Origin of the sequence: Paenibacillus litoralis (assembly GCF_046244365.1) — a bacterium.
Taxonomy (GTDB): Bacteria; Bacillota; Bacilli; order Paenibacillales; family NBRC-103111; genus Paenibacillus_V.
On sequence record NZ_CP176395.1, the window covers coordinates 2,480,874 to 2,506,621 of the forward strand.

General features: G+C 51.8%; 23 protein-coding genes. 21 read left to right on the forward strand and 2 right to left on the reverse strand.

The window, feature by feature from the left end; translation table 11 throughout:
• Positions 1-409: 409 nt before the first annotated feature.
• Complete coding sequence (locus ACKGJP_RS09985; protein WP_409345506.1) at positions 410-1,045, reverse strand: thiamine phosphate synthase; 636 nt, start codon at positions 1,043-1,045, stop codon at positions 410-412.
• A 245-nt stretch (positions 1,046-1,290) separates the two neighbouring features.
• Here ACKGJP_RS09985 and thiD point away from each other — a divergent pair, with 245 nt between their 5' ends.
• The 18 genes from thiD (at position 1,291) to ACKGJP_RS10075 (ending at position 21,260) form a co-directional block, all read left to right on the forward strand.
• Positions 1,291-2,109: a bifunctional hydroxymethylpyrimidine kinase/phosphomethylpyrimidine kinase gene (thiD, locus tag ACKGJP_RS09990; protein ID WP_409347119.1), complete on the forward strand. Its 819-nt coding sequence runs from the start codon at positions 1,291-1,293 to the stop codon at positions 2,107-2,109.
• Positions 2,110-2,161: 52 nt separating this feature from the next.
• The gene (locus tag ACKGJP_RS09995) at positions 2,162-2,302 is read left to right on the forward strand and encodes a hypothetical protein (protein WP_409345507.1); all 141 of its coding nucleotides are present in this window, start codon (positions 2,162-2,164) and stop codon (positions 2,300-2,302) included.
• A 9-nt stretch (positions 2,303-2,311) separates the two neighbouring features.
• Complete coding sequence (locus ACKGJP_RS10000; protein WP_409345508.1) at positions 2,312-2,737, forward strand: DUF86 domain-containing protein; 426 nt, start codon at positions 2,312-2,314, stop codon at positions 2,735-2,737.
• A gap of 157 nt (positions 2,738-2,894) precedes the next feature.
• Positions 2,895-3,119, forward strand: coding sequence for a DUF1450 domain-containing protein (locus ACKGJP_RS10005; protein WP_409345509.1), 225 nt, complete (start codon positions 2,895-2,897; stop codon positions 3,117-3,119).
• A gap of 194 nt (positions 3,120-3,313) precedes the next feature.
• Positions 3,314-3,820, forward strand: coding sequence for a ferritin (locus tag ACKGJP_RS10010; protein WP_409347120.1), 507 nt, complete (start codon positions 3,314-3,316; stop codon positions 3,818-3,820).
• 390 nt (positions 3,821-4,210) lie between these two features.
• A complete protein-coding gene (locus ACKGJP_RS10015) occupies positions 4,211-6,262 on the forward strand; it encodes an alpha-rhamnosidase (RefSeq protein WP_409347121.1) in 2,052 nt (683 codons plus the stop codon).
• A 73-nt stretch (positions 6,263-6,335) separates the two neighbouring features.
• A complete protein-coding gene (locus ACKGJP_RS10020; RefSeq protein ID WP_409345510.1) occupies positions 6,336-7,277 on the forward strand; it encodes a helix-turn-helix domain-containing protein in 942 nt (313 codons plus the stop codon).
• A gap of 316 nt (positions 7,278-7,593) precedes the next feature.
• Positions 7,594-8,241 (forward strand): helix-turn-helix transcriptional regulator, encoded by a 648-nt coding sequence (locus ACKGJP_RS10025; RefSeq protein ID WP_409345511.1) that lies wholly within the window; start codon positions 7,594-7,596, stop codon positions 8,239-8,241.
• Between the two features lie 194 nt (positions 8,242-8,435).
• The gene (locus ACKGJP_RS10030) at positions 8,436-9,617 is read left to right on the forward strand and encodes an ROK family protein (protein ID WP_409345512.1); all 1,182 of its coding nucleotides are present in this window, start codon (positions 8,436-8,438) and stop codon (positions 9,615-9,617) included.
• A gap of 13 nt (positions 9,618-9,630) precedes the next feature.
• Complete coding sequence (locus tag ACKGJP_RS10035; RefSeq protein ID WP_409345513.1) at positions 9,631-10,740, forward strand: extracellular solute-binding protein; 1,110 nt, start codon at positions 9,631-9,633, stop codon at positions 10,738-10,740.
• Positions 10,741-10,798: 58 nt separating this feature from the next.
• The gene (locus tag ACKGJP_RS10040; RefSeq protein WP_409345514.1) at positions 10,799-11,881 is read left to right on the forward strand and encodes an ABC transporter ATP-binding protein; all 1,083 of its coding nucleotides are present in this window, start codon (positions 10,799-10,801) and stop codon (positions 11,879-11,881) included.
• A gap of 15 nt (positions 11,882-11,896) precedes the next feature.
• A complete protein-coding gene (locus ACKGJP_RS10045; protein WP_409345515.1) occupies positions 11,897-13,627 on the forward strand; it encodes an ABC transporter permease in 1,731 nt (576 codons plus the stop codon).
• Between the two features lie 112 nt (positions 13,628-13,739).
• Positions 13,740-16,262, forward strand: coding sequence for an NEW3 domain-containing protein (locus ACKGJP_RS10050; RefSeq protein WP_409345516.1), 2,523 nt, complete (start codon positions 13,740-13,742; stop codon positions 16,260-16,262).
• A 94-nt stretch (positions 16,263-16,356) separates the two neighbouring features.
• The gene (locus ACKGJP_RS10055) at positions 16,357-17,130 is read left to right on the forward strand and encodes a creatininase family protein (RefSeq protein WP_409345517.1); all 774 of its coding nucleotides are present in this window, start codon (positions 16,357-16,359) and stop codon (positions 17,128-17,130) included.
• The gene (argH, locus tag ACKGJP_RS10060) at positions 17,120-18,628 is read left to right on the forward strand and encodes an argininosuccinate lyase (protein ID WP_409345518.1); all 1,509 of its coding nucleotides are present in this window, start codon (positions 17,120-17,122) and stop codon (positions 18,626-18,628) included. Before ACKGJP_RS10055 ends, argH begins: the two co-directional genes overlap by 11 nt.
• Positions 18,613-19,605 (forward strand): N-acetylglucosamine kinase, encoded by a 993-nt coding sequence (locus ACKGJP_RS10065; RefSeq protein ID WP_409345519.1) that lies wholly within the window; start codon positions 18,613-18,615, stop codon positions 19,603-19,605. Before argH ends, ACKGJP_RS10065 begins: the two co-directional genes overlap by 16 nt.
• Before the next feature lie 5 nt (positions 19,606-19,610).
• Positions 19,611-20,354, forward strand: coding sequence for a PIG-L deacetylase family protein (locus ACKGJP_RS10070; protein WP_409345520.1), 744 nt, complete (start codon positions 19,611-19,613; stop codon positions 20,352-20,354).
• 231 nt (positions 20,355-20,585) lie between these two features.
• Positions 20,586-21,260 carry an MgtC/SapB family protein gene (locus ACKGJP_RS10075; RefSeq protein ID WP_409345521.1) on the forward strand — a complete coding sequence of 225 codons (675 nt, stop codon included), beginning with the start codon at positions 20,586-20,588 and terminating at the stop codon, positions 21,258-21,260.
• A 58-nt stretch (positions 21,261-21,318) separates the two neighbouring features.
• Here the strand turns inward: ACKGJP_RS10075 and ACKGJP_RS10080 are convergent, their stop codons facing one another.
• Positions 21,319-21,960: a bifunctional 4-hydroxy-2-oxoglutarate aldolase/2-dehydro-3-deoxy-phosphogluconate aldolase gene (locus ACKGJP_RS10080; RefSeq protein ID WP_409345522.1), complete on the reverse strand. Its 642-nt coding sequence runs from the start codon at positions 21,958-21,960 to the stop codon at positions 21,319-21,321.
• Between the two features lie 600 nt (positions 21,961-22,560).
• On the opposite strand from ACKGJP_RS10080, the gene ACKGJP_RS10085 reads away from it, so the two are divergent.
• The 3 genes from ACKGJP_RS10085 to ACKGJP_RS10095 all read left to right on the forward strand — a co-directional run bounded on the left by ACKGJP_RS10085 (position 22,561) and on the right by ACKGJP_RS10095 (position 25,742).
• The gene (locus ACKGJP_RS10085; protein ID WP_409345523.1) at positions 22,561-23,085 is read left to right on the forward strand and encodes a MauE/DoxX family redox-associated membrane protein; all 525 of its coding nucleotides are present in this window, start codon (positions 22,561-22,563) and stop codon (positions 23,083-23,085) included.
• Between the two features lie 24 nt (positions 23,086-23,109).
• Positions 23,110-23,661 carry a TlpA family protein disulfide reductase gene (locus tag ACKGJP_RS10090; protein WP_409345524.1) on the forward strand — a complete coding sequence of 184 codons (552 nt, stop codon included), beginning with the start codon at positions 23,110-23,112 and terminating at the stop codon, positions 23,659-23,661.
• Positions 23,662-23,915: 254 nt separating this feature from the next.
• Entirely contained in the window at positions 23,916-25,742 is a 1,827-nt protein-coding gene (locus ACKGJP_RS10095; RefSeq protein ID WP_409345525.1) for an ABC transporter ATP-binding protein, read from the forward strand.
• The last annotated feature ends 6 nt before the right edge of the window (positions 25,743-25,748 follow it).

Here is a 25,748-nt window from a genome sequence, read left to right on the forward strand (position 1 = left end):
GCTGTCGTTTCACTACTTATTCATGCGCCGACGGTTGTCTAACGCTCCAACTACTTGTTCATGCGCCGACGGTTGTCTAACGCTCCAACTACTTGTTCATGCGCCGACGGTTGTCTAACGCTCCAACTACTTGTTCATGCGCCGACGGTTGTCTAACATATCAACTAGCTACGGTTTAGTGAAGCAAACTTCATTATTAGTGAACGTAACTTCACTATTTACGCTGAAGTTTGACCCATTTTATCTTGATAGTGAACTATAGGTAACTAATAGTGAACATTTGGGCTTTAATAGTGAAGTTTCCTTCACTAAACCTTCCGTTTCCTCTATTTAGCATGCAAATAGTGAACTTTCCTTCACTATTAGTGAACCCAGCTTCACTAACGAACCAACCAGGTTATCCTACGCATCAAAAAGCGATTTTCGGCGTGTAGCGGCTGCCATCGAGCTTTTCCCGATAGCGCAGCGTTTGCCCGGCAGGATCATCATGCGCCAAAATGCCGGACAAAACGGCGATTCCCGCGCAGCCGGTCGATAGCACGTCTTCCACGTTGCCGGGTTCGATTCCGCCGATGGCGATGACCGGCGCCTCCGCCGCATTCACGACGGCGGCCAGCGCTTCCAATCCGCGCGGAGCGAGTCCTTCTTTGGAGCCCGTAGCAAAAATATGTCCGAACAATATATAATCGGCGCCCTCGGCGCGAGCCCGGGCCGCTTCGTCCAAGCTATGCACGGATAAGCCGATGCGCGTCCCTTGCGGCATAATCGTTCTAGCCAAATATGGAGGCAAGCTAGTATAACCAAGCTGGACGCCTGGAGCCGCTACGGCAGCCGCAGCGTCAAGTCTGTCGTTGACATAAATGGCGGTGCCGGGCAGTGCGGTACGCAGTTTATTATACCAGTCGAGTATCTCTTTGGCACTGCGGGATTTTTCGCGAATATGCAGAGCATCGATGCAGTTCGGCGGACAGTGGGACAATCTGGCCGTCACTTCTTCCAGCGTCTGCTTCCCCGTCGTGATCAGATGCAAAACATGCGTCGACATAACGTCGGCCGCCTCCTATCGTTCCCCATGGGTGGAATCGGTTCAGCAACACGATTTTACCGGGGGTGTTCGTATGGTGCTACTATAGCAAAGCGTGCGTTCTTACGTCAAAAGAAAAGCTTGTGAACGTCACGACCGCGTCACTTGACGCTCGTCCTATGGACGGATACACTGAAAAATGATAGGTTGCGCGTAAGGATGAATCGCAATGCCCATGATGATAAAAGGAGGCTGCGCAAATGGCCATGATTCCAAGAGCGCTCACGATTGCCGGCTCGGATAGCGGCGGCGGCGCAGGCATCCAAGCCGATCTCAAAACGTTCCAAATGCTCGAGGTGTACGGCATGTCCGCGCTGACCGCCATAACGGCGCAAAATACGCTTGGCGTGCACGGCATTTACGATATTCCGCTCGAAGGGATCGAAAAGCAGATCGATGCGGTCGTTTCCGATATCGGCGTCGACGCGGCCAAGACCGGCATGCTGTCACAGCCTGCCGTAATCGAGCTTGTCGCGGCTAAGGTGAAGCAGCACCGTCTGCCCAACTTGGTTATCGATCCGGTGATGGTCGCCAAGGGCGGGGCGGCGCTGCTGGTCGACGACGCGAAGGACGCCCTTCGGAAGCTGCTGCTGCCCCTTGCCGCGGTCGTCACGCCGAACGTTCCGGAAGCGGAAGTGCTGACAGGTCTCGCGATCGCCACGATGGCCGATATGGAGAAGGCGGCGCGCATCATCGTAGACGAATACGGCGCAGGTGCCGCGGTCGTCAAAGGCGGCCATATGGACGGCGAACCGACCGATGTGCTGTACGACGGCAAAGAGCTGCACTACTTTGCGGCGAAGCGGCACGTTACGCGGCACACGCACGGTACGGGCTGCACGTTCTCCGCCGCTATTGCGGCTCAGCTTGCCAAAGGCAATGCCTTGCAGGAAGCGGTGCAAACCGCCAAGCATTTCATTACGCTCGCGATCCGCGAGGAGCTTGGCCTCGGGGCCGGTCACGGACCGACGAACCATTGGGCTTATTGGCGGAGCGGCGAGGCTAACACCCTAACCTGCAACTAAAGCGTATCGCTTGCAGATACGGCAGGGGCGGGACGATCTAGGAGGAAGTCATATGAGTCTGGGAAATTTGCCGCTGGAGACGAATATCGCGATGGAATACCCGATGCAGGCGGTTACGCTTGTCGTCGTTATGGCGTTTACATTCGTTGTCGTGATTCTCTGGGCCAAATTCAAAAAACGGAAAAGAAGGTAGTGCATAAGGATGTACTATGTAAATGAAGAACAAATCGAGCAGCGGCTCCAATTCATCTCCTCCGTTGTCGAGGCCTGCGAACAGCTTCCGTCCGCTTGGAGCGCGGACCAACTGCTCGTCCGTTTCGCGCAGGAACGTGCGCTTCATCTTGCGATCGAAACCGTTACGGATATCGGCAGCCTGATGATCGACGGGTTTATTATGCGGGATGCGAGCAGCTACGAGGACATCATCGATATTTTACGCCAGGAGCAGGTATTCGGCGCCGAAACGGGCGCGACTTTGACCGAGCTTGTGAAGCTGCGCCGGCCGCTCGTGCAGGATTATATTTCGTTCGACAGAAACGTGCTGCACCCCCTTGTCGCGGAGCTGCCCGCCGTACTTCGCAAGTTTTCGGAGGATGTGCGCGCATTCATCAAGAAGGAGCTTGCTTAGCTTTGTCCGATCACTGTCTTAAAGGAAGCTTGTTTTGCCATACGGCGAACAAGCTTCTTTTTTTGCGCAAAATGCGATTGAAAAAACCGTTGACAATGAAAATGATAACCATTATCATCATTATTGTTGAGAATCAAAGACGGGAGTGAATAGACCGATGAAAAAAATCAAATACTGCTGCAGGAATTTGAAAAACGGTTCTAAACCCGTCTATAAATCGCTAAAATCCGAATTTCCCGAAATCAAGCATAAAAAAAGGGATTGTCTCGGCTGCTGCAAGCTATGCTCCAAGCAGTGCGTCGTCATGGTGGGCAAAAAAGAAACGCTATGCGCCACGACGCCCGAGCTGTTATACCGGCAGTTGAAGGAGCTAATCGGCTGACAAGCCGAGAAAGCTAGTTGCCGATAGACGCTCCGAAATCCCGTTCAAATGCGGGTTTGTCCTTTCTCGAATTGTCCGATCGCTCGAAAATTGCGTTTTGTTCCGTCTTCGGGTTGAATTACCTGTTGAAAAACTGGTAATCTTATACTCGAGGGAAACGAAACCGAGCATAGAGTAGAAAGGTTGTGGCGATGATGTTGAAAGAACCGTTGATTACGTCTTTGAACGAACAAATGAACTTCGAATTTTATTCCGCCCATGTCTATATGGCCATAGCCGGATATTGCTCCGCCGAAAGCCTGGACGGCTTCGCGAATTTTTTCATCGTGCAGGCAGAGGAAGAACGGTTTCACGCGATGAAAATATACAAATATTTGAACGATCGCGGAAAAAGAGTGGAATTTACCGGCTTCGATGCGCCGAACAACGAGTATGCATCCGTGCTTCAAGCATTCGAGCACGCCTACGAGCACGAGCAGGAAGTAACCAGACGCATTTATCATCTGTCCGATTTGGCGATGAACGACCGCGAGCATGCGACCATCCAGTTCCTCAAATGGTTTATCGACGAGCAGGTTGAGGAAGAAGCGATGTTCGACAGCATCATCAACAAGCTGAAACGGATCGACAAGGACAGCAACGCCTTTTTCATGCTGGACACGGAGTTTTCCCAACGCACCTTTACTCCGCCAGCCGAATAACGACTTACCGGTTACCGACCGCCTGCGGCAAGCAGCGCGGTTTTTTTGACGATTCAGAAAGGTTATCTCCGTTGATTGTTCATCGTCTCGGCAAACGTACGGCATCAAAAGACGCGTAAGGCGTTTATCCTTGTTTGTTCGGATTCTGCGCAAAACCGCCGCCGACGTAGCAGCTTGGTTTCTTCCATAGCAGTACTTTGGCGGGATCGGCCATGATTTCGGCGGAATTCGCCATGATTGTTTGCGGCGTTGGAGTATGCTTAATGGTGTGATCGCACAGCAGATGCGGACTAATGCCGATTGATCAATCCTGCGCTCACGAGAATGACAAACTTTCAGCGAAGGAGCATGAAGCATGACGTTTAAGGAGAGCAAACAAGCGACGTGGATATGGTATCCAGGGATTTTGAAATATGGCTTCACCGGGAAGTTAGCGTGCGCAGGGAAGAGCGGGGGAGCATGTACCCTCCGTTTTATCGGCTCGATTCGCCTTTCTACAAAGTGAAATTCGAATGCGTATATGAGCTGGCTGAAAACGAAGAGGCGATGCTGACGGTAGAAGGCCGGTATCATGTCATGATCGACACCCTGATGATCTCTGTAGAGGAAACGACCGGAAGACTGACACTGCCCAAGGGGAAGCATAGACTAACCGTTGCGGTCGTCAATGCGGAGCTGCCCGCTTTATTTTTGCAAGGAAGCACAATCGTGAGCAATAGGAGCTGGCAGGTATCCAACGGAAACCGGAAGTGGCACGAGCCGGGCTTCTGGCATTTTGACTCGCCTTCGGATCGCCCGACGCAATATCGTCTGGAGACGGTGAGCATGGAGCCTAGCGATATCCAGCTGCGCGAAGACGGCTCGCTGCTTGCCGATTTCGGCAAAGAGACGTTCGGTTATATCCGCTTGCATGGCTTGCAGGGAGCCGGAAGAGTAATGGTCTATTATGGGGAATCGCTGGAGGAAGCGTTGTCGGAAACGGATTGCGAAACGTTCGACAGCATCACGGTGACGGCGGGCGGCTCTCCGGATATGACGAACAAGTCGTCGCGCGCGTTCCGGTACGCCCGCATCGCGGCCGAGCCTGGCGTCGAAGTCGGAGGCGTGTCGATGCTGTACGAATATTTGCCTGTGGAGTACCGGGGACAGTTTCGCTGTTCGGACGAGCGGATCAACCGGATTTGGGACGTTGCCGGCTATACGCTTCATTTGAACACGCGGGAATTTTTCCTGGACGGGATTAAACGGGATCGCTGGGTATGGTCGGGCGATGCGTACCAGAGCTATCTGATCAATTATTACCTCTTCTTCGACGAGGCCGTCAACCGCCGAACGTTCATTGCGCTGCGCGGTCAAGATCCGGTAGAGACGCATCTGAATACGATTCTCGATTATTCGTTCTACTGGATAATCGGCCTTCACGACCATTATTGGCATACGGGAGATTCCGAATTCATCCGATTCCTATATCCTAAAATGATCAGTCTTCTCGACTTCTGCCTCGGACGAATGAACGAGAACGGCATGATGGAAAAACGGCCCGGCGATTGGGTGTTCGTCGATTGGGCGGATATGAGCAAGGAGGGAGAGCTCAGCTTTGAGCAAGTGCTGTTCTGCCGCAGCTTGGAGATCGCGGCTGATTTTGCCGGGATGTTCGAAGACGGCGAACGCGCCGAATCGTTAAGAAAGCGGGCGGCGGAGCTGCGGCGGCGAATTTTTGCGACTTTCTGGGATGACGAACTTGGAGGCTTTGCGCATAATCGGGTGAACGGCGTCGTGAAGCCGGACATGACCAGATATGCCAGCATGTTCGCGCTGCTTCTGGGGCTGCTGGACGAGGAACAGCAGCGCTCGGTTGCGCAGCGCGTGCTGCTGAACGACAGCGTGCCCAAAATCGTGACGCCTTACATGCGCTTCTATGAGCTTGCGGCTTTATGCGAAATCGGCAAGCATGCGCATGTTCTGTCCGAAATGAGCGACTACTGGGGCGGTATGCTGGATTTGGGTGCAACCAGCTTCTGGGAAGAGTATAATCAGGATGTGAAGGGCTGCGAGCAGTATGCGATGTACGGGCGGCCGTTCGGTAAGAGCCTGTGCCACGCCTGGGGAGCCGGCCCCGTCTATTTGCTCGGTAAATACTTCTTGGGCGTTAAACCGTTGGAAGCTGGTTACGCCCGACTTCTGATCGAACCGAATCTGGGCGGTTTGGCTTGGTTCGACGGGGTTGTGCCGGCTAAACACGATAACATCCGTATCTACATGGATAAGACGATGCTTAAGATTCAGATCGGTGCCAGTCCGGGTATCCTGCGATTGACCAGCAAGACGGCGCCTTTTTGCTCGTCGGCAGCCTTCCGCGCAATCGGTCATGACCGGTATGAAGCGCATCTGGACATACCGAATGCGGAATACGCAGTGACTTACGAAAATGCGGAATCCTAGCTTCTGTGCTTTCGGAAGCCGGGCTTTCGCGCCGATCGGACTTTGCCGCCAAATGTAGAAGAGGTGGGCTCGTTTGGATACACAATTTAGCAGCAGTTATTATATGCAAGGGAAATCTTTCGCGATTACTCGCGTGGTCCATGATTTGCAGTTCCGCAACATCCCCTCTCCGCATAGCCACGATTTCGTCGAGCTTGTCTATGTCGTGCGCGGGGAAGCGATTCACATGCTCGCGGAGAAACAGGTTGCGATCGAAGCGGGCGATTTGTACATTATCAAGCCGGGAGAAATTCATACGTACGATATCCGGCCCGGCCGGCAGCTTGAAATCATCAACTGCATGTTCATGCCGGACGTTATTCGCCAATCGCTGCTCCGCGAGCTCGACTTGACGAACTCCGAGGACTATTTCTACGTGCAGCTGTTTCTCGACAATGAGGAACGCTTGCATCACAGGCTGCAATTGAAAGGACGAGATGCGGAAGCCGTGTTCGCCATTCTGAAGGCGATGCTCGCGGAGAACGTGGCCGGCCATCCGTCCTCTCAGACGATCAATCGGCTGAAGCTGATGGAGCTGCTGATCCGTCTGTCGCGCATTTACGAGCAGCAGTCCAGAACGGTTCAAACCGGCAGCAGCGATAAAGCGCAGATTGTCCGGCGCGTCCGGGGCTTTCTGGAGCGGCATTATCAGGAACGCATCCTGATTTCGTCCATTACGGAGCTCTTCTCTATCAGCGAACGCCAACTCAACCGTTTGTTCAAAGCGGTTACCGGTCATACCGTTATCGAAATGCTGCACCGGATCCGGATCGAGCATGCCAAACGGCTGCTTGCGGAAACGGACGCCAAAGTCATTACGATCGCCACTCTTGTCGGTTATGACGATCCTTCTTTCTTCAGCCGGCTGTTCGCCCGTCTGGTTGGATGCGCGCCGGGGCAATATCGGGCGTCCCCGGACTATGAGCCTCGGGTCGTGCCGGACGATGCACCGGCTTTCGCCGGGAAGAAACGATGAATAGCTTGCCGTTGCGATATCGGCTCTTTCGTTTTATGCGAAGGGCCGATTTTTTTGTTAGCATTTCCACCAGTACGCACGATCGTAGAGAAAGCAAGTTGATGCTGCCGGTTTTCGCCTATTTTCTATACATAGTTGTTTCTTAATTTACTTATTACCGCAAATACGCTACAATGGCGTTACGGATGGTGCTTTTGGCGCAGACGGCTTTTCTTCCGAAAAGCCAGGATATGCTTACGATGATGGCTTTTCTTCCGAAAAGCCAGGATATGCTTACGATGACGGCTTTTCTTCCGAAAAGCCTTGGGGTGATATTATGAACAAAGACCAGGAATCTTCGACACGCAAAGTGTTGTTGAACATGATGAAAACAAGAGGACCGCTCAGCGTCGGCGACATGGCGAAAGAGCTCGGCATTACCGAAATGGCGGTGCGCCGTCATTTAAATACGCTGGAGCGGGACGGGCTGATCGAAACGAAGCTCAGCAGACAAGCGATGGGACGTCCGACCCATCTCTATTCCTTAACCTCGCTTGCCGACGACCTGTTTCCGAAAAATTACCACCATCTGACGCTCGATTTGCTCGGAGAGCTTGAGGCGGAGGAAGGAACGGATTTGGTCGGCCGACTTTTCGAACGGCGCAAGGAGAAGCTTTTCGCCAAATACGGCGAGCGAATGAAAGGCAAGGAGCTGCCGGAACGCGTCGCGGAGCTTGCCGACATTCAGAATACGAATGGCTATATGGTCCAACTGGAGCAGCAGGATGAAGAGAATTACGTGCTGACGGAATTCAACTGCCCGATCGCGCAAGTAGCCGGGCAATACAACGAGGCGTGTCAATGCGAGCTGACGCTGTTCGAGAAGCTGCTCGGCGCCGACGTCGAACGGACGGAATGCTTGACCAAGGGCGGCTCGAAGTGCACGTACGTGATCCGGAAAGCCGGCGATACGCCGAGGTCATGATTAGCCAAACACGCCGAATCATTCGGCAAACGAACACCCTGATCCGATGATATCGGATCAGGGTGTTCGCCTTTTGCGATCATGAATAATCGACGCTTGAAAATGATGTTGACATTTGGAAGCGCCTCCATTACACTTTAATCAGATACTTTGTTAGTCATTTTAACTAATTAAGAAAGGAGTGAGAGTGTTTATTGCGCAACCGGGGTCAAACAGGAAATTCGAAATTCGTCAAACAGATGAACCGTGATGGTATTCTGTTCAAGCTTAGACAGAAGCAGATGTCAAGAGCCGATTTGGCCAAGGAAACCGAGCTTAGCCGTCCTTGCGTTTCCTCGCTGGTCGAAGAAATGATCAACGAAGGGCTGATCCACGAAGTGGGCGTGGGCGAATCGAAAGGCGGGCGAAAGCCTACGCTGCTTGCATTCAACTCCCAGTCTTTTGCCGTAGTCGGGGCCGTCTTCGAAGGCAGTGAAATTCAAATGGCGTTAGCCGATTTGAAGGGAGAAATTTTTGCCCACTTCCATACCCGCTTGAATCAGCCGACCAACGGAGAGATGGCGATCCGGGCCCTTGAGAAAGGACTTGCGGCGCTGCTGGAACAAAGCGGGTTCGAGAAAAGCCGGTTAATCGGGATAGGCGTAGGTTTACCGGGGATTACACAGCGAAGAAACGGTACGATCAGCTACTCGCCGAGTACGGGATGGATGGACCTACCCGTCCAGCAAGAAATTGAGGAAAAGCTCGGCATGCCCGTCATCATCGAGAACGATGTCAACATGATGACTTTAGGCGAATATTACCAAGGCGTGGGGAAAGAATCGGCAACGCTCGTCAATATGTACGTAGGTACGGGGATCGGTGCCGGTATTCTGATCAATGGCCAGCTTTACAGGGGCAGCAAAGAAGCAGCGGGCGAAATCGGCTATATGCTGGTCGGTCCTATCGGTAAACGCGGACGTGGAGAATTCGGGGTGTTTGAAAGCAATTACTCGGTGCCGGGCATTTATGAAAAGGCAAAGGCGATTTTGCCTTCTCTCATCGAAGAGTCCAGCATCATCGAGCAGCTTGTCACGGTTGCCGGAGAAGGGGATGCCGAGGCGCAGCGGCTCCTGGATGACGTTTACAAGCATTGGGCTTCCGGAATGGCTAACGTGGCAAGCGTCCTGGATCCCGAGCTGCTCATTCTGAGCGGAGAATTGGTTCATATTGATGACAAAGGGGTTCAAACGATTCAAGAGATGCTATCCGCATGGGTTCCTGTCGTTCCGCAAATCAAGATTGCTGCCTTAGGCGATAGGGCGGGGATTATTGGCGCCGTGCACAGCGCTTTGGAAACGTTTTCGAATCATATGGCAAGATTAGTACAATCATGAAGGGGGAATTTATTTGAAACGTACAGTCGGTAAAATGAAAAGCTTTTTGGGAACGGTGTTGATCGGTTCACTGGCATTGTCGGCAACGGCATGCGGAAGTTCGGATTCCGGAAAGCCTTCGGAAAAACCTTCCGATAAACCGGCAGCGGAATCCGCCAAGCCGGCAGACCCGAAAAAGCTGGTAATCTATACGGCGAGAGACAAAAATGTCGTCGATGAGATCATCCCCAAATTCAAAGAGAAAAATCCGGGCATCGAGGTCGAAGTACTGACCATGGGCGCCCAGCAAATTCTGGAGCGCGTGCGCGGCGAAAAAGCGAACCCGCAGGGCGATTTCTGGTGGGGGGGCACGCAATCCGCTTTAATGACGGCGGCGGACGAAGATTTGCTGAAAGGTTTCAAACCAAGCTTCGCGGACAGCATTCCGGCCCTGTACAAAGACGCCAAAGACCGCTGGTACGGGGAAATGCTTCTTCCCGAAGTCATCATGTACAATCCGGATATGATGAAAAAGGAAGATGCGCCAAAGGATTGGGATGAATTGCTCGATCCGAAATACAAAAACAAAATCATTATTCGCGGCGTACTCGCTTCGGGGACGATGAGAACGATCTATTCCGCGATGATTTTCCGCCAAGGCGCGAACGATCCGGCCAAAGGATACGAATGGTTGAAGAAGCTGGATGCGAATACGAAGGAATACGCACAAGATCCGACCAACCTATATTTGAAGCTGGCCCGTCAGGAAGGGGCGCTCTCCCTTTGGAACCTGCAGGACATCATGATTCAGAAAGAAACGAAGAAACAGCCGTTCGATTTTATTTATCCGAAAAGTGGAGCACCTATACTGGTTGACGGTGTCGGCATGATTAAAGGAAGCAAAAACGAAGAAGCGGCGAAAAGGTTCTACGAATTCCTGTTCGAACCGAAGCTGCGCGCCGAACTGGCCGAAAAGCTTTACCAAATTCCTACGCGCAGCGATATAAACAAAGATACGCTGCCGGCATGGCTGAAAGGGCTTGAATTGAAACCGCTCACAATCGATTGGACCGTTATGGCGGCGAAAGAGAAAGAATGGATGGACTACTGGGATCAAAGCATCAAGGGCAAAGGCGCAAAATAATGACGTTATCGGGCGGAGCAACCGCTCCGCCCGATGATCGCAACAGGAGGAAGCCATTTTGATCGACGTCACACTGGATCATGTATGCAAACAGTTCGGCACTGTCAAAGGAGTCGATGATGTACACATCCACATCAAGCCGGGCGAATTTTTCACCTTTCTCGGTCCGAGCGGCTGCGGCAAAACGACGACGCTGCGGATGATTGCCGGCTTCTACTATCCTAGTTCGGGACAGATCCGGTTCGGCAGCCAGGATGTAACGAATCTGCCTCCCAATAAACGCAATACCGGGATGGTCTTTCAAAATTACGCCTTGTTCCCGCATATGACGGTTTTTGAAAATATCGCGTTCGGCCTGCAGGTCCGCAAAAAATCGAAATCCGAAATTGCCGAGAAGGTGGAGCGGGCGCAAAAACAAGTCCATCTGCAAGGGTACGGCAGCCGCCGGATTGATCAATTGTCGGGAGGTCAGCAACAAAGGGTCGCATTGGCAAGGGCACTTGTCATCGAACCGCAAATATTGCTGCTCGACGAACCGTTGTCCAATTTGGACGCCAAGCTGAGGGAAGAAACGAGGCTGGAAATCAAGAGGCTCCAGCTGGAGCTTGGCATTACTACGATTTATGTCACGCACGATCAGGCGGAAGCGATGGCCATGTCGGATCGGATCATGGTCATGCAGGGCGGCGTCGTCCAGCAAATCGGAAACCCGCAAGAAATCTACAACCGTCCGCAGAACCGGTTCGTCGCTTCCTTTATCGGCGAAACGAATTTGTGGGAAGGTACGGTGGAACGAATCGAAGGCGGAGAAGTCTATGTTCGGATCGCGCCGGATTTGGTAGTATGCGGCCTTATTGAGAACGCTTCCAAGAAGAGTGATTTAAAAGTCGGCTCCAAAACGGCCGTTTCCATTCGTCCGGAATCGATCCTGGAAGCGCGGGGGGAAGGTCCGGATACGAACAATGTCATCACGGGAAAGGTCATTATTTCCGAATTCACCGGAGTAAGCGTCAATTATTTGACTCAGGTAGGGCCGGCCCAACTGAAAGCGATGTTCGTGAACCAAGGGCATAGACTAAGGGAACGCGGCGACAGCATAGCCTTTTACATTCCGAAAGAAAGCGTCTACTTTGTGGAATAGATGAGGGGGCCCGTCATGAAAATACAACCTCAACCGCCGGCTCCGTCCACGAACAGATGGCATGCGTTCACGTCATCCCGCTATTTCGTTTATGTTCTGGTCGCTCCGTTGTTTTTGGTGCTTCTCGCTTATGTCGTCTATCCGTTTATTCAAACCTTTACGGACAGCATTTCGCTTAAAGGCCAGTTTTCACTTAAAAACTACGAGAAATTTTTTAGCCTGAAAAACACGGCGAACCTGGAAGCGCTCTGGACCAGCGTTTATATATCGGTGCTCAGCGTAATCTCGTGCGGCATCGTCGGTGTAGCGATGGCATTTCTGCTCGAGCGCTACGAATTTCCGGGCCGTAAAATATTAATGGTGCTGGCTCTCGTACCGATGGCACTGCCTCCGCTTATCGGGGTGTTATCGTTCACCTTTCTTTATGGGGAGAGCGGTATTATTCCAAGGACACTCAAGCTGTGGCTTCATATGGACCATGTGCCTTTTTCCTTGAAGGGCATTTGGGGCGTAGTCGTGGTGCACACGTTTACGATGTACACCTACTTTTACATGACGGCTTCGGCTGCGATCAAAGGGCTGGATCCGTCCTTGGAAGAGGCGGCAGCGAACCTAGGGGCCGGACGGTTATACGTATGGCGCCGCGTCATTCTGCCCATGCTCACCCCCGCGCTCGTCGCATCGTCCCTGCTTGTTTTCATGATCTCGATGGCGTCCTATACGGCGCCGCTCATCTTCGGAATCGAACGAACGATGACGATGCAAATCTATCTCTCGCGCACGAACGGATCGCTGGATATGGCGGCCGCGCAATCGACGATTTTATCGATCGTCTCGATCTTATTCCTGCTCGCCATGCGTTGGTATCAAGGGCTGCGCAATTACCAGAACATGAGCAAAGGGGTCAGCGTTCACCGCACTGAGGTGAAGAGCCCGCTGGGGAAATATGTGGCGATGGTTTTATCCGTTATCGGAGTCATCGTGCTGCTCCTGCCCATCCTTGTGCTGGTTCTCATCTCTTTTTCAGTTGACGGGACATGGACAGTGCAAATATTGCCGCCCAAGTATACGCTTAGCCATTATGCCGATCTGTTCATGGACAGCAAGACATGGCGGCCGATCGCAAACAGCTTTAAGATGAGCGCTATCGCCACCGTAGGCAACATCATCTTCGGGGTGGCGGCCGCTTATGCGATGGTGCGCATGAAGTTCAAAGGCAAATTCGTGCTCGACCTGTTGATCATGCTTCCTTGGGCGCTGCCTGGAACCGTCGTGGCTGTCAATCTCATTTCCGCGTTCAGCGAACGATCGGTGTTCAGCTTCGATCAAGTCATGATCGGAACGTTCTGGATTCTTCCGCTCGCTTACTTTGTCCGCCACCTTCCGCTTGTATTCCGCTCTACTTCGGCGACGCTCATGCAGATGGACGGCTCGATCGAGGAGGCGGCGCGCAATTTGGGAGCATCCTGGTGGTACAGCTTCCGGCGCGTCGTGTTCCCGATGGCGTTAAACGGCATTTTGGCAGGTTCCCTGCTCGCCTTCGTTCAGGGCATCGGCGAATTTGTCTCTTCGATTCTTTTGTTTACGGCAAAAACGACTCCGATATCGGTCGAGATTTTTCAGCGGATGTATGCGTTCGAATTCGGAACGGCATGCGCTTACGGCGTGCTGCAAATCGCGCTCATCATTATCGTCCTGTTCGTCTCCCGAAAGCTTACCGGGGACAAAGCGGGTTCCGCAATATAACCGGCTCGGTCATTTCGCAGGGAACTCCTGCGTTTTGATAAATAGCGGATGGCCATCCTGCTAGTCAGTATCTCAAGAGCATTTCATTCTCATGGGAAAAGGGAGGAACAAAATGAACGTCAAGAGGTTGTTTTCCGTGGTTGCCAGCGCAGCCGTGGCGGGAAGTCTGCTGCTGCCCGCCGCTCAAACTCCGGTCTATGCGGACCGGGGAGTCGTCGATCTGTGGAAGTCGATCAAGCCGCTTACGACGATTTCCAGCGCTATGAATACGGGGGCTCATCCCGACGACGAGCACAGCGCCATGCTGGCGTACCTCTCCTTGGGCAGAGGGGTGAATACCTCAAGCGTTATCGCCAACCGCGGAGAAGGCGGACAGAACGAGATCGGCAGCGAGCTCGGCAACGCCCTTGGCATTATCCGAACCCGAGAACTGCAGGAAGCATCCAAAATCACCAACATTACGCTTGCGAATTTGAGCGAGCAAATCGATGACCCGATTTTCGACTTCGGATTTTCCAAAAGTCCGGATGAAACGCTGCAGAAATGGGGGGATTCCGTCGTTTACGAGCGGTTGATCCGTAAAATCCGTGAACTGCGCCCGGACGTGGTCGTCCCGGCTTTTCTGAATGAAGAATCGACACATGGCCATCACCGGGCGGTCAATGTCATTACCGTTCGCGCGTTCAAGGATGCGGCAGATCCGAAGGTGTTTCCGGAGCATTTGAAAAACGGACTGAAGCCGTGGCAAATCAAGAAGCTGTATGTGCCTGCAAACGATAAAGCATATAACGTATCCGTACCTGTCGGCGATTATGATGAGGTTTACGGCGCATCGTACGTGCAGCTTGGCGAAGAATCCCGGTTCATGCACAAGAGCCAGGGCATGGGCAGACATGTGGACGAGGGACCGGAAAGCAGCTATTACAAATTGGAATCGTCCACGGTAACCGGCAAAGATAAAGAAAAGGATTTCTTTGACGGCATCGCGTTTACGTTCGAGGATTTGGCGAACGAGCTCGATGCCAAGGGCAAAGACAACAAAGTCGTCAAGGACCTGCGCGATCTACATAAGGATTCGGGCGAAGTGATCGGCGCGTACCCGAAATTTGCCGATGTGGCCCGCGAAGTACAGGAAATGAAGACCGACGTCAAAATCGCCCTAGACGATGTAGCGAAGTCGAGCTTGGATGAAGCGACCAAAACGGATTTGACGTTCCGTCTCCAGGTCAAAGAGGAGCAGTTGAATAAAGCCGGCATGGAAGCGACTTCCCTCGTAGCGAAAGTGAAGCCGGAAACCGGCGAGCTCGTTGCGGGTCAAACGACCAAAATGACGGTGTCCGCCTACAACGGAGGAAATGTGGCGATTAGCGGCGTTTCCCTGAAGCTGAATGCCCCCGAGGGATGGAGCGTCAAGCCGCTTGGGGCCACAACCTTCGAGAAGCTGGGCTATAATCAGACCGTTTCGGCAACGTTCGAGGTGAAGGTGCCGGCGAATGCCGCATTATTTGACCCTTACGCCAAGCCTGTTGTTACAGGGGATGTGGAATACCGGTTCAATGGCGTAACCGACAAGATCCGGGTGACTCCGCAATCTACGGTAGCGGTGCTGCCTCCATTCTCGATGTCGCTCAGTCCGAACGCTGCGGTGCTGAACACGCTGAAGCCGGAAGAGCCGATCTCCGTGAAAGTAACGGTTCGCAATTACAATCCGGGCGCTGCCGTTGCTTCGATTAAGTTGAACGTACCGAACGGCTGGACCGTTGATCCCGCTCAGGACGTAAGCTTTGCCGCCAAAGGTGAAACGAAGTCGCTTGCCTTCACGGTTGTGCCTTCTGCGTCTGTCGCGAACGGCGCCTATACGATTAAGGCAACTGCCGGCAACGCGGTATCGGATAGCTCCTCGGGCGCGCAGGTCATTCAATACCCGCATATCGGCAAAACGTACTTCGTTCAACCGGCGGAACTGAAAATCCAGGCGTTCGATCTGGAAGTGCCGAAAAACCTGAAGGTCGGCTATGTGTCCAGCGGATTCGACAATATTGACCAGTACTTGCAGCAAGTCGGCGTCAACGTGACCAAACTGGGAGAAAAAGATATTCAGTACGGGGATCTTTCCCAGTACGATACGATTGTTCTCGGTATTCGCGCTTACGCCTTCCGTCCGGAATTGATTCCGAGCAACCAGCGTCTGCTGAGTTATGTAGAGAACGGCGGAAACCTGGTCGTGCAATATCATAAGCCGGAAGACAAATGGACGCCGGATCTGGCTCCGTATCCGATTAAAATCGGTTCACCGCTGATCAAATGGCGCGTAACCGACGAAAATTCGAAAATGACGACGCTGGCGCCGGATCATCCGCTTCTCAATACGCCGAATAAAATTACCGCAGAAGACTGGAACAACTGGATTCAAGACCGCGCCGCCTACATTCCTTCCGAATGGGGCAAAGAGTACACGGAGCTGGTTTCCACCGCGGATGCGGGCGAAAAACAATTTAACGGTATTTTCTTGGCCGCTCCTTACGGTAAAGGTACGTATTCCTACAGCACGCTTGTTTGGTACCGCGAGATTCCAAGTCTGGTGCCGGGTTCAATCCGGATGTTCGTCAATATGATCAGTTGGGAACAGCAATAATCCCGCAATCTTATACATTTTACTTTAAATGAAAACGGGAGGACCTTTCACAAGGTCCTCCGAATGTTCACCGAAGCGGAGGCATCAGGGGCACATGAATGTAATGAATGTCCATGGAAGAGAGATCGGCGGCATGGCGGACAAGGTCCGGTTTGCGGTTGTCCCGTTGGGGGCGCTGGAATATCACGGTCCGCATTCGCCGCTCGGAACCGACATATTTCTGGCGGGAGGATTCGCCGAACGGATCGATCCGGCGCTAAAGCCTCTTCTTTATCCGACGATTCCGTATACCTTCTGTCCCGGAAAAACCGGCGATTATCCCGGCACGGTTTCCATTCGTCCATCGGTAGTCGTCGAATATATGTCGGACGTTCTGGAGGGGATTTGCCGATTGGGCATCCGGAACATCGTGTTGTTGAACGCCCACGACGGGAATATGGGAACCTCCCGGACGGTCGCCGAATTCGTCACGTCCAGATGGAAGGATGCCAGCATCCTGCTCATCAACTGGTGGCAAATGGCGGCGGCGGAAACGACGAACGGCTGGGGGATTTTCCAGGGGACGACAGGCAGGGGCCACGGAGGTCCTTACGAGATGTCCGCCGTTAAAGCGATGCATCCCGAACTGGTATCCGTCTCGGATTCGGATGCGGAATTAGATTCATGTCCCCCTTTGTCCCCTTTGCCCTACATTTTGGTGGAAGGAAAGCCGCAGGGTTGGGACGGTTATACGGGGAGAATTAAGCAGACAACGCTGCAAGCCGGCAAGATGATTGTGGAAGAAGCCGCCGTAAATATGAACGCATTGATTCGAAACTGGCTGCAGATGAGAGAACAACAGGAGGGCGAGAGCAACCATGGGATATAGAGAACGAATCATCGAATCGGAGGGCAGCGCGTTTCCGGGAAAAACGTATACGGAGGTCGTTCTGGAACCGGCGTTTAACGAAGCGAAAAAGCAATTATTGGCACCTATGATGGCCATCAACAAGGCGCATCTCATTATGCTGGCCGAGCAAAAGCTGATCACGCCGGAGGAAGCCGGCCAGATCGCCAAAGCGATTCAAGCGCTGGACCTGAACGCTTTGCGTGAAAGCGGTTATACGGGAGAGTTTGAGGATTTGTTCTTCCAGGTTGAAAGCCAGCTTCTCGACTTGGCGGGAGACGTCGCTGGAAATCTTCATTTGGCCAGAAGCCGTAACGATATGGGGATTGCGATCTACCGGATGACCCTGCGTGAGAAGCTGCTTGTGTCCGTTTCCTCCGCCTTATATTTGAAGGAGCATCTCCTTGCTTTCGCACAGGATCATGCGGAGACGATCATGATCGGGTACACCCATACGCAGCAGGCTCAACCTACGACGCTGGCTCATTACATCATGGCGGCGGCGGATTCTTTAAGCCGGGATATTCGCCGTATGGTGTCCGCTTATGCGAATTGCAACAGGAGCAGTATGGGGGCTGCGGCACTTACCACTTCGGGCTTTGCCATTAGCAGGGAGAAGATGATGGAGCTGCTCGCTTTCGAAGGGCTTGTGGAAAACTCGTACGATGCGATCGGAGGCGCCGATTACATCGGAGAAATCGCGTCGGCCGTTCAATTGGCTGCGATCAATCTGGGACGCGTCGTGCAGGACCTGCTGCTGTGGTGTACCCAGGAGTTTGCCGTATTGAAAGTGTCCGCTCCTTATGTCCAGATCAGCTCGATCATGCCGCAGAAACGAAATCCCGTTTCGCTTGAACATATGCGTTCGATATTGTCCAGCTGCGTAGGAAACGCGAATACGGTGCTTACGATGATTCACAATACCCCATTCGGCGACATCGTGGACACGGAAGACGACATGCAGCCTTATGCGTGGAAGTCGCTCGACATTATGGATAAAATGTACCGGCTGCTTGCGTCCGTCATCGGAACGATGGATGTGAACAAAGAGATGCTTCGCAAACGGACGGAAGGCAGTTTTGCGACGGTAACCGAGTTGGCGGATACACTTGTCCGAACCGATGCCCTTTCGTTCCGGAAATCGCATCACATCGTCAGCGGCGTCGTGAAGAAAGCGATTGCCGACGGGCTTGCCGCTAACGAAATCACGCTGGACCTGGTGAACGAAGTAGCCCGGGACGTGATCGGACGGCCTGTTTCCCTTACTGAAGAAGCGCTCCGGATAACCCTCGATCCCGTCCATTTCGTAGCCATCCGTTCGTTGCCCGGAGGACCGAGTCCGGTGGAAATGAACCGGATGATCGCAAACCGGCAGGAAGAGCAGCAGGCGCAGCAAGCGTGGTTGAAGGATTCGCAAGAAAAGACAAGGCTTGCTCAAGAGCATCTGGATCAAGTGGTTGCCGAATGGGGCAGGTCTTGAAGCCGGTATACAGGATTCCGCTGCTGGCGGTCGATGGCGGGGGAACCAAATGTCTTGCCGTTTTCGTGGATTCGGAGGGAAACGTTTGGGGAGAAGGAAAAGCAGGCTCTTGCAACTATCAGGGCGTGGGAAGAGAAGCGGTTATCCGGGAGCTGATTGAAGCGATTCGCGGAGCGATCGGTGAAATAAGCTTGAAAAGGGAACCGACGTGTGAGAACATGGAGTGGGAAGTGGATTGCGCCGTGTTTGCCTTGGCCGGGCTCGATACGGAATTCGACCGGAACGTCATCCGTGCGTTGGTGGAAGAAGTATTGAACCGGTTGCAAATCCGCGTACAAAGTTTAATCGTCGAGAACGACGGATTTGCCGCCTTGCTCGGGGCGACGGATGGAGGCCCGGGCATCCTGATCATCGCAGGGACAGGCTCCATCATCTATGGGATCAACGAGCAAGGGGTAAGCGCTCGGGCCGGTGGCTGGGGACATCGGGTAGGCGATGAAGGCAGCGGATATTGGATCGGCAAACAAGCGATAACCGCGATTTTAAAGGCGGAAGACGGCAGGGGCAAGCCTACCCGTTTGGGGGAGTGGATTATCCCGCATCTTGGTCTGAGCAATGCCGAGGACTTGTACAATTGGGTTTATCACGCCGATTATTCGGTGGACAAGGCGGCCGAGCTGTCACGAATGGTCAGCATAGCTATGGCGAAAGGCGACGAAGTGAGCCGTGAGCTGCTCGTAGCCGCGGCGGACGAGCTTTTTGAAGGTGCATGTGCGGTTATCCGTAAGCTGAACATGCGGAACACCCCGTTCAAAATCGTATTACAGGGCGGCGTGCTTCAGAACGACGATTTTATCCATCAGGCTTTAATCGAAAAATTTCGTGCATTTACGCCGCTCGCCGTACCGGACAAAGCCCGTAAAGAACCGATTTATGGCGTCATTGCCATGGGACTTTCATATATGAAACAAAGGTGAGGAGCATGAAAAAAAGGCTGTTATTCGTATTTGCCCATCCGGATGACGAATCGTTTGCCAGTGCGGGTACGATTGCCAAGTATTGCAGCCGGGGACATGAGGCTTTCTTGATTTGCGCGACTTCCGGATGCAAAGGCAAGTCCGGGGAATTTGAAATAACATGCCGGGAACGACTGGCTCTGCATCGTGAACAGGAGCTGCGGAATGCCTGCGATCTTATGGGCATTACCGAGCTTTATCTTTATCGCTACGCGGACGGCAGTCTCATTGAGCAGGACAGGGACAAAATGGCGGAACGCATCAAGAAGACGATACTCGAGGTAAAGCCTCACGTCGTCGTCACGTTCCCGCCGGACGGCGTTACGGGACATCCCGATCACATTGCCGTATCCCGGGCAACGGAACAAGCCGTCCTCTTATCCGAAAAGCTGCTTTCCGGTTCCGATTTGCCGGCGTTCTATTACGTTTCCATTCCTCACTATTACGAACATTGTCAAGATTCCGGACCTGAGGAGCGGTATCCCATTACGGGGAAAGTAAGCATCGGAAATTTCCGCTTGCGTAAAGGGGAAGCCTTGAAGGCCCATAAAAGCCAGGTTTATTCCTTGAACCGGGCATATCCCGGCGTCATCCGGGGCGATTGCCACGTAATTGGGGATTATGAGTACTATACCTTGGTTCGTGTGGAGGGAAAGCCGGTTCACCCCATCGTTCCACCCGGGGAAATACCGGAAATCGATTTGATTTGAACCACATAACCCGATAGGAAAGAACGGCTGGCGACGGCTGTTCTTTTCTTTTTTCGTTACAAGATCATCGCCTCAGTCAATGCAAGGAATTTTGCCGGAAACGGATTCCGAACCGTTTGACGATACCGCTTCCCTATGATAGAATTTTCTGACATTTCCTTTCCCACCTTGCTTGAGCGCTTCGTCGCAAACGCTCTACTCATACATCATTCCAATACGGAGGTTGATCTTATGCAGGTTGAGCTTTTCGGAAGACTTCTGTTTGCCGGGGTTTGCGGCGCTTTGATCGGGTATGAGCGCAAAAACCGGATGAAGGAAGCGGGGATTCGGACCCATTTTGTAGTGGGCATCGGGGCTGCGCTTATGATGATCGTGTCGAAATACGGATTTCAGGACGAACTCGGCAAGGACGGGATCGCGCTCGACCCTTCGCGTATTGCGGCTCAGGTCGTAAGCGGCGTCAGCTTTCTCGGTGCGGGCATGATTTTTTTGCAGCGGCAAACGATCAAAGGGTTGACGACAGCGGCGGGCATTTGGACGACGGCAGGAATGGGGCTCGCCATCGGCGCCGGCTTGTACTGGGTAGGTGTCGCGGTTACGCTTTTGCTGCTTGCCGGACAAAAGCTGCTGCACGGGCCGTTCGGATGGCTGGCGGCGCCGAAGGTGGAGCAGATCGAGCTTAGGGTAGCCGACGAGTCCGGCGTAGTCGAGAGCATTCGCAAGCTGCTGGCGGATCAACAAATCTCGATTGTCAGCTTCCATGCCGAGAAGCACGATAAGGAAGAGGCGGAAATCGAGCTTCAAATGTCGATCAAGCTGCCGAACGCTTACAGGATCGACCGGCTGCTGTCGCTAATCCAAGATAGCCCGGCCGTCAAAGCCGTCGATTTGAAATCGTCTTTATAAACAAAAAGCATCCGGCCTCCCCCATATGGAGAACCGGATGCTTTTCGTTTGCCTTGCTTCAGGAAAGCTTGCCTGACGCTTCGAGCAGCTTGCGCGTTTTGTCTGCGATAAAGCCGAAGTTGCCTGCGGCGATTTCCTTCAAATGGATCAGCGAGCCGCCGATACCGACAGCCTTGCAGCCTGCACGGAAAAAGTCGCCGATGTTCTGCTCGTTGACGCCGCCGACGGCAACCATCGGAATGTGGTTGAGCGGACCTTGCAGCTCCTTGATGTAAGGCAGCCCGAGTCCGGAGCTTGGGAACAGCTTGACGGCCGTCGCACCGGCTTTCCAAGCTTTTACGATTTCCGTCGGCGTCATCGCTCCCGGATAAATCGGGATGCCGCGGCTTACCGAATAGCGGATCACGTCTTCTTCCATATTCGGCGTTACGAGAAAAGACGCCCCCGCTTCAATCGCTTGGCGGGCGTCGTCCGGATCCAGCACGGTCCCGGCGCCGATGTACATGCGTTCCCCGAACTGCCGCTGCAGCTCTCCGATCATCGGCAGCGCGCCGCTCGTATTGAGCGTGATCTCCATGACCGTGATGCCGCCTGCCAACAGCGCTTCCGCCACTTGCACGATATGACGCTCTTCCACACCGCGTACGATAGCGATAATCCCCGTACGGTCCAATTCAGCCAATCCTTGCTCCCGATTCATGACTTTGCCGTTCCCCCTCGGTTTCCGTTCTTTATAATAGCGTTTACCTCGATGTCAATCATTATAAGCTTGGAGAGTAGCCCTGTCCAATCGGAGGGGGCGAGCTGCTGAAGGGGGAATTCCAGATTTTGATGCCGGCAGGATACCGGGAACGGGTGCTCGGCTCGAAAGCCGCACCGGAGTAGGCTTTTGGCGTTTAATCGCAAATAAATGAACCATGCATAAGGAATGTAACTTGCCATTTGGCAAAAAAAGGAACCTAGTGCATAACGTGTCTCTTTCCTCCCGCGGTCACGTTCGATACGATCAAAATCGTACCGCACGATAAGTTTAGCAAGGCAAGCTACGAAAGGGTGAGGCGTTATGGCTAGTCCTCAGCTTTCACCGCTTGACCGTTATTCATAGCGGCGCCATCGCGCACTAGTTTGATCTGAGAGCGGAGCCGTCTTCGCCGGATAAGTGCCGGTAAAATGGGGGGAATATCAAAAAAGGTATATGATAAGAAAACTGTATATTTACATCATCGGGGTGTTTTGTTAATTTATCCCTAATCAGGGCGATGTGCGTAATCAACATAACGATTGTAGGGGAGAGAGCAAAATGACGGTACCCGGAGTTATATGCATCTTTTTGTTCATCGTTTTCACTTTTTCAGGGGTTTCAAAATTAATGAAGCTGAGAGATTTCGAGGCTACTTTGGAGCAACTTGGATTGATGAATCGGTTTGGCACAGCGGCCAAATACTTTGTACCTCTACTTGAAATAGCGGCCGCAGCGTTTCTTATCTTTCGCGTTACTCGCGGCTATGGAGAACTTCTCGTTATTATTTTGCTTTTTTGTTTCGGCTGGGCTGTCTGGAGGGCCATGCATAACGCTCAAAAAATAGAATGCAATTGCTTTGGCGAGCTGGCGCCTGAAAAGTTCGGATGGAGCACATTGATAAAAATCTCAGTCATACTGACTCTTACTGTTATTCTCGTAATCTCAAAAGAAGAAATTGATTACAACAATTCCTCTTCCTTCGATCTAGTAAATGCCATCTTTCTTTCTGTTTCTATCATCCTGAATTACGCTTTAATGACATCAATCATAGACAGTAGAGTGAATAAGCCTCGAAGACCTTAAGTAAGAACAATAAGGAGGATCGTTATGTCCGATACATTTATCGCCTCATCAATTTTTCAATGGCTATTACTTATTATTTGTAGTTTTGCAGTAATCAATCTGTACATACAGAGGCGAATGTTTCGGCGTGAACTTGGAATGAAAGATGCCGGATTTGCCTACGGAACCGTTTTTCCGAAGCTTCGCTTGCAAACTTTTCTTGGTGAAGACGTTTCGCTATCTTCCAAAAACATAAAAGGATCGGTTGTCGCGTTTACTGCCGTTTCTTGCGATGCCTGCAATACGCTATATCCTTCTATTTCTTCGTTCCTTAAATCCCGTCCCGGATTCCAGATGACGATCATGATGGTCGGGAATGCGGAAGATGTGAGTCAAAAAGCCGCTCATTACGACATATCCGTACCTGTTGTCCGGTTGCAGCATGAACAGCTGGAGGAATTCGGCGTAAAAGGTTTTCCTTTCGCCTATTATCTGTCTCCGGAGGGAAAGGTTTTATCGAAGGGGATTGTAAATAGCGGTGAACATTTGAGCATTTTGATTGGCTCCGCTTATGCAAACAAAGGAAAAGCAAGTTAGCCGTATTTCGGACCAGGCTTTGAAAGGAGGTGAAAAATATGTGCTGGGAAGTAGATCGTTATTGTTCAACCGTATTGTGCTCTCCAAACGGCGGTTACATTGGAACGGTGTATTATGATTGTCCGGAGGGTTTTGGCGGTTCTTATTCTACATGCTGCTAAGAGGAAGCACCGAAAGAGAGGGCGTGTTTTCACGCCCTCTCTTGTCAAAAGCATGAGTGTGAATGCGTTTCAAGTTTGAAAGGATACCGTTTCATGAACAATAACTTCGTCGATGCAAACCCTATTCGAGTAAACGGGAAAAACAAGCTGCTCAACGTTTTTGCAATGGCTCGTTTTCTTTTATCGTCGGTGTGGGACTCTGCGCCTCGCTTGTTGATTTATGTTTTGATTAACCGCCTTATCCTTTCTTTTATTCCGCTCATTAACGTATGGATCACGATTAAGCTTATCGATTCCGTTACGTCTTTATTTAAAACGAATGAAAACTTATACATATCGATTACCTATTTGGTGTTCCAATTGTTCATTATGCTTTTCGAAAAAGCGGTTACGGCAATCGATCGTCTCGCATTGCTTCAATTGCAACAAAAAACCAGATATCGTTTAAACGACCTCATCGCGCAAAAAGCTTCCCGAATATCTTTATTATACTTTGACCAGGCCGATTTTCATGACCATCTGAGAAGAGCGTCCTCGGGACAAAAGGGCATTGAAATGATCGAAATCATTGTACGAATTATGCAACAATCGATTACGCTTTGTTCGTTTATGATTTTATTGGTTCAGTTGCATTACTTTTTTTTGATTGCGGTTTTGCTGTTATCCGTTCCAAGCTTCGTCGCTTACCTATACACCGGCCAATTAAAGTTCACCCAAATATTTCAGCAAACGCCCGAGGCAAGAAAAGAAAGTTACCTATTCGGTCTGTTAAACGGAAAAGAGGCTTCCGGCGAAATTAGAGTTTTCGGAACGGATCAATATTTGCGAAGCATTTGGCATTCGGTTTTTTGGAAAAATGCGAACGAGCAATTCCAGCTGGAAAAGAAATCTTCCAAACTGTTCCTTTGGACCGATGGCATTAATATCTGCGCACTAACCGGGGCAATCGGCGTACTGATCTGGCATGGCACAAGGGTAAGCTTTTCAATCGGGCAGTATATGGCTTATTCGCAAGCTTTATTGGCTATTCAGAATCATATCCAAGTCCTGACGGGCAACGCGGCAAGATTGTTCGAGTATTCGTTATCGGCAAACGAGCTGTACAGCTTTTTGCAATTGCCGGAAGAGAAGCGTTCTACAGCGTTTCAAGCCATGCCGTATCCGATTCAAAAAGGGGTGTTCGTGGACGGATTATCTTTTCATTATCCCGGAAGGCAAGACCCGACACTAAAAAACATTACCTTTCATGTTGAAGCCGGCAAAAAAGTTGTCATCGTCGGTGAAAACGGGGCAGGAAAAACAACTTTGATCAAGTGTTTAATCGGGCTGTACCCCGTTCGGGAGGGATACATTGCTTTCGATGATGTAGATATAAAAGAAATAGCAGAGGCGGAGCTCAGAAAACATATTTCTGCCATTTTTCAAGATTACGTAAAATACCAGCTGACGGTTCGAGAAAATATCGGGTTTGGAGATATTGAATTTCTTTTCGATATGGCAAAGATGGAGGCGGCTGCATCGAAAGGTGGTGCCGATGAGGTTATCAAGCATCTTCCGCAAGGCTTCGATATGCAGCTTGGGTCGGCGTTTAACGGCGGAAGGGAGCTTTCGATCGGCCAGTGGCAAAAAATAGCGCTAAGTCGGGCTTTTTTCAAGGATTCACAGATTATTATATTGGACGAACCGACAGCGGCATTAGACCCTTTGGTTGAGGCGGCGGTATTTGAAAAATTCAAGATGTTGACGGAAGGCAGGACTTCCTTTTTTATTTCTCATCGGTTGGGGAGCTGCCGTCTGGCGGATCACATTTTGGTTCTAAAAAACGGAGAGCTTGTCGAGCAAGGAAATCACGAACAATTGATGGCCTTAAATCAGGAATATGCCAAAATGTTCCATATGCAGGCGAAATGGTATCAATAAAACGTT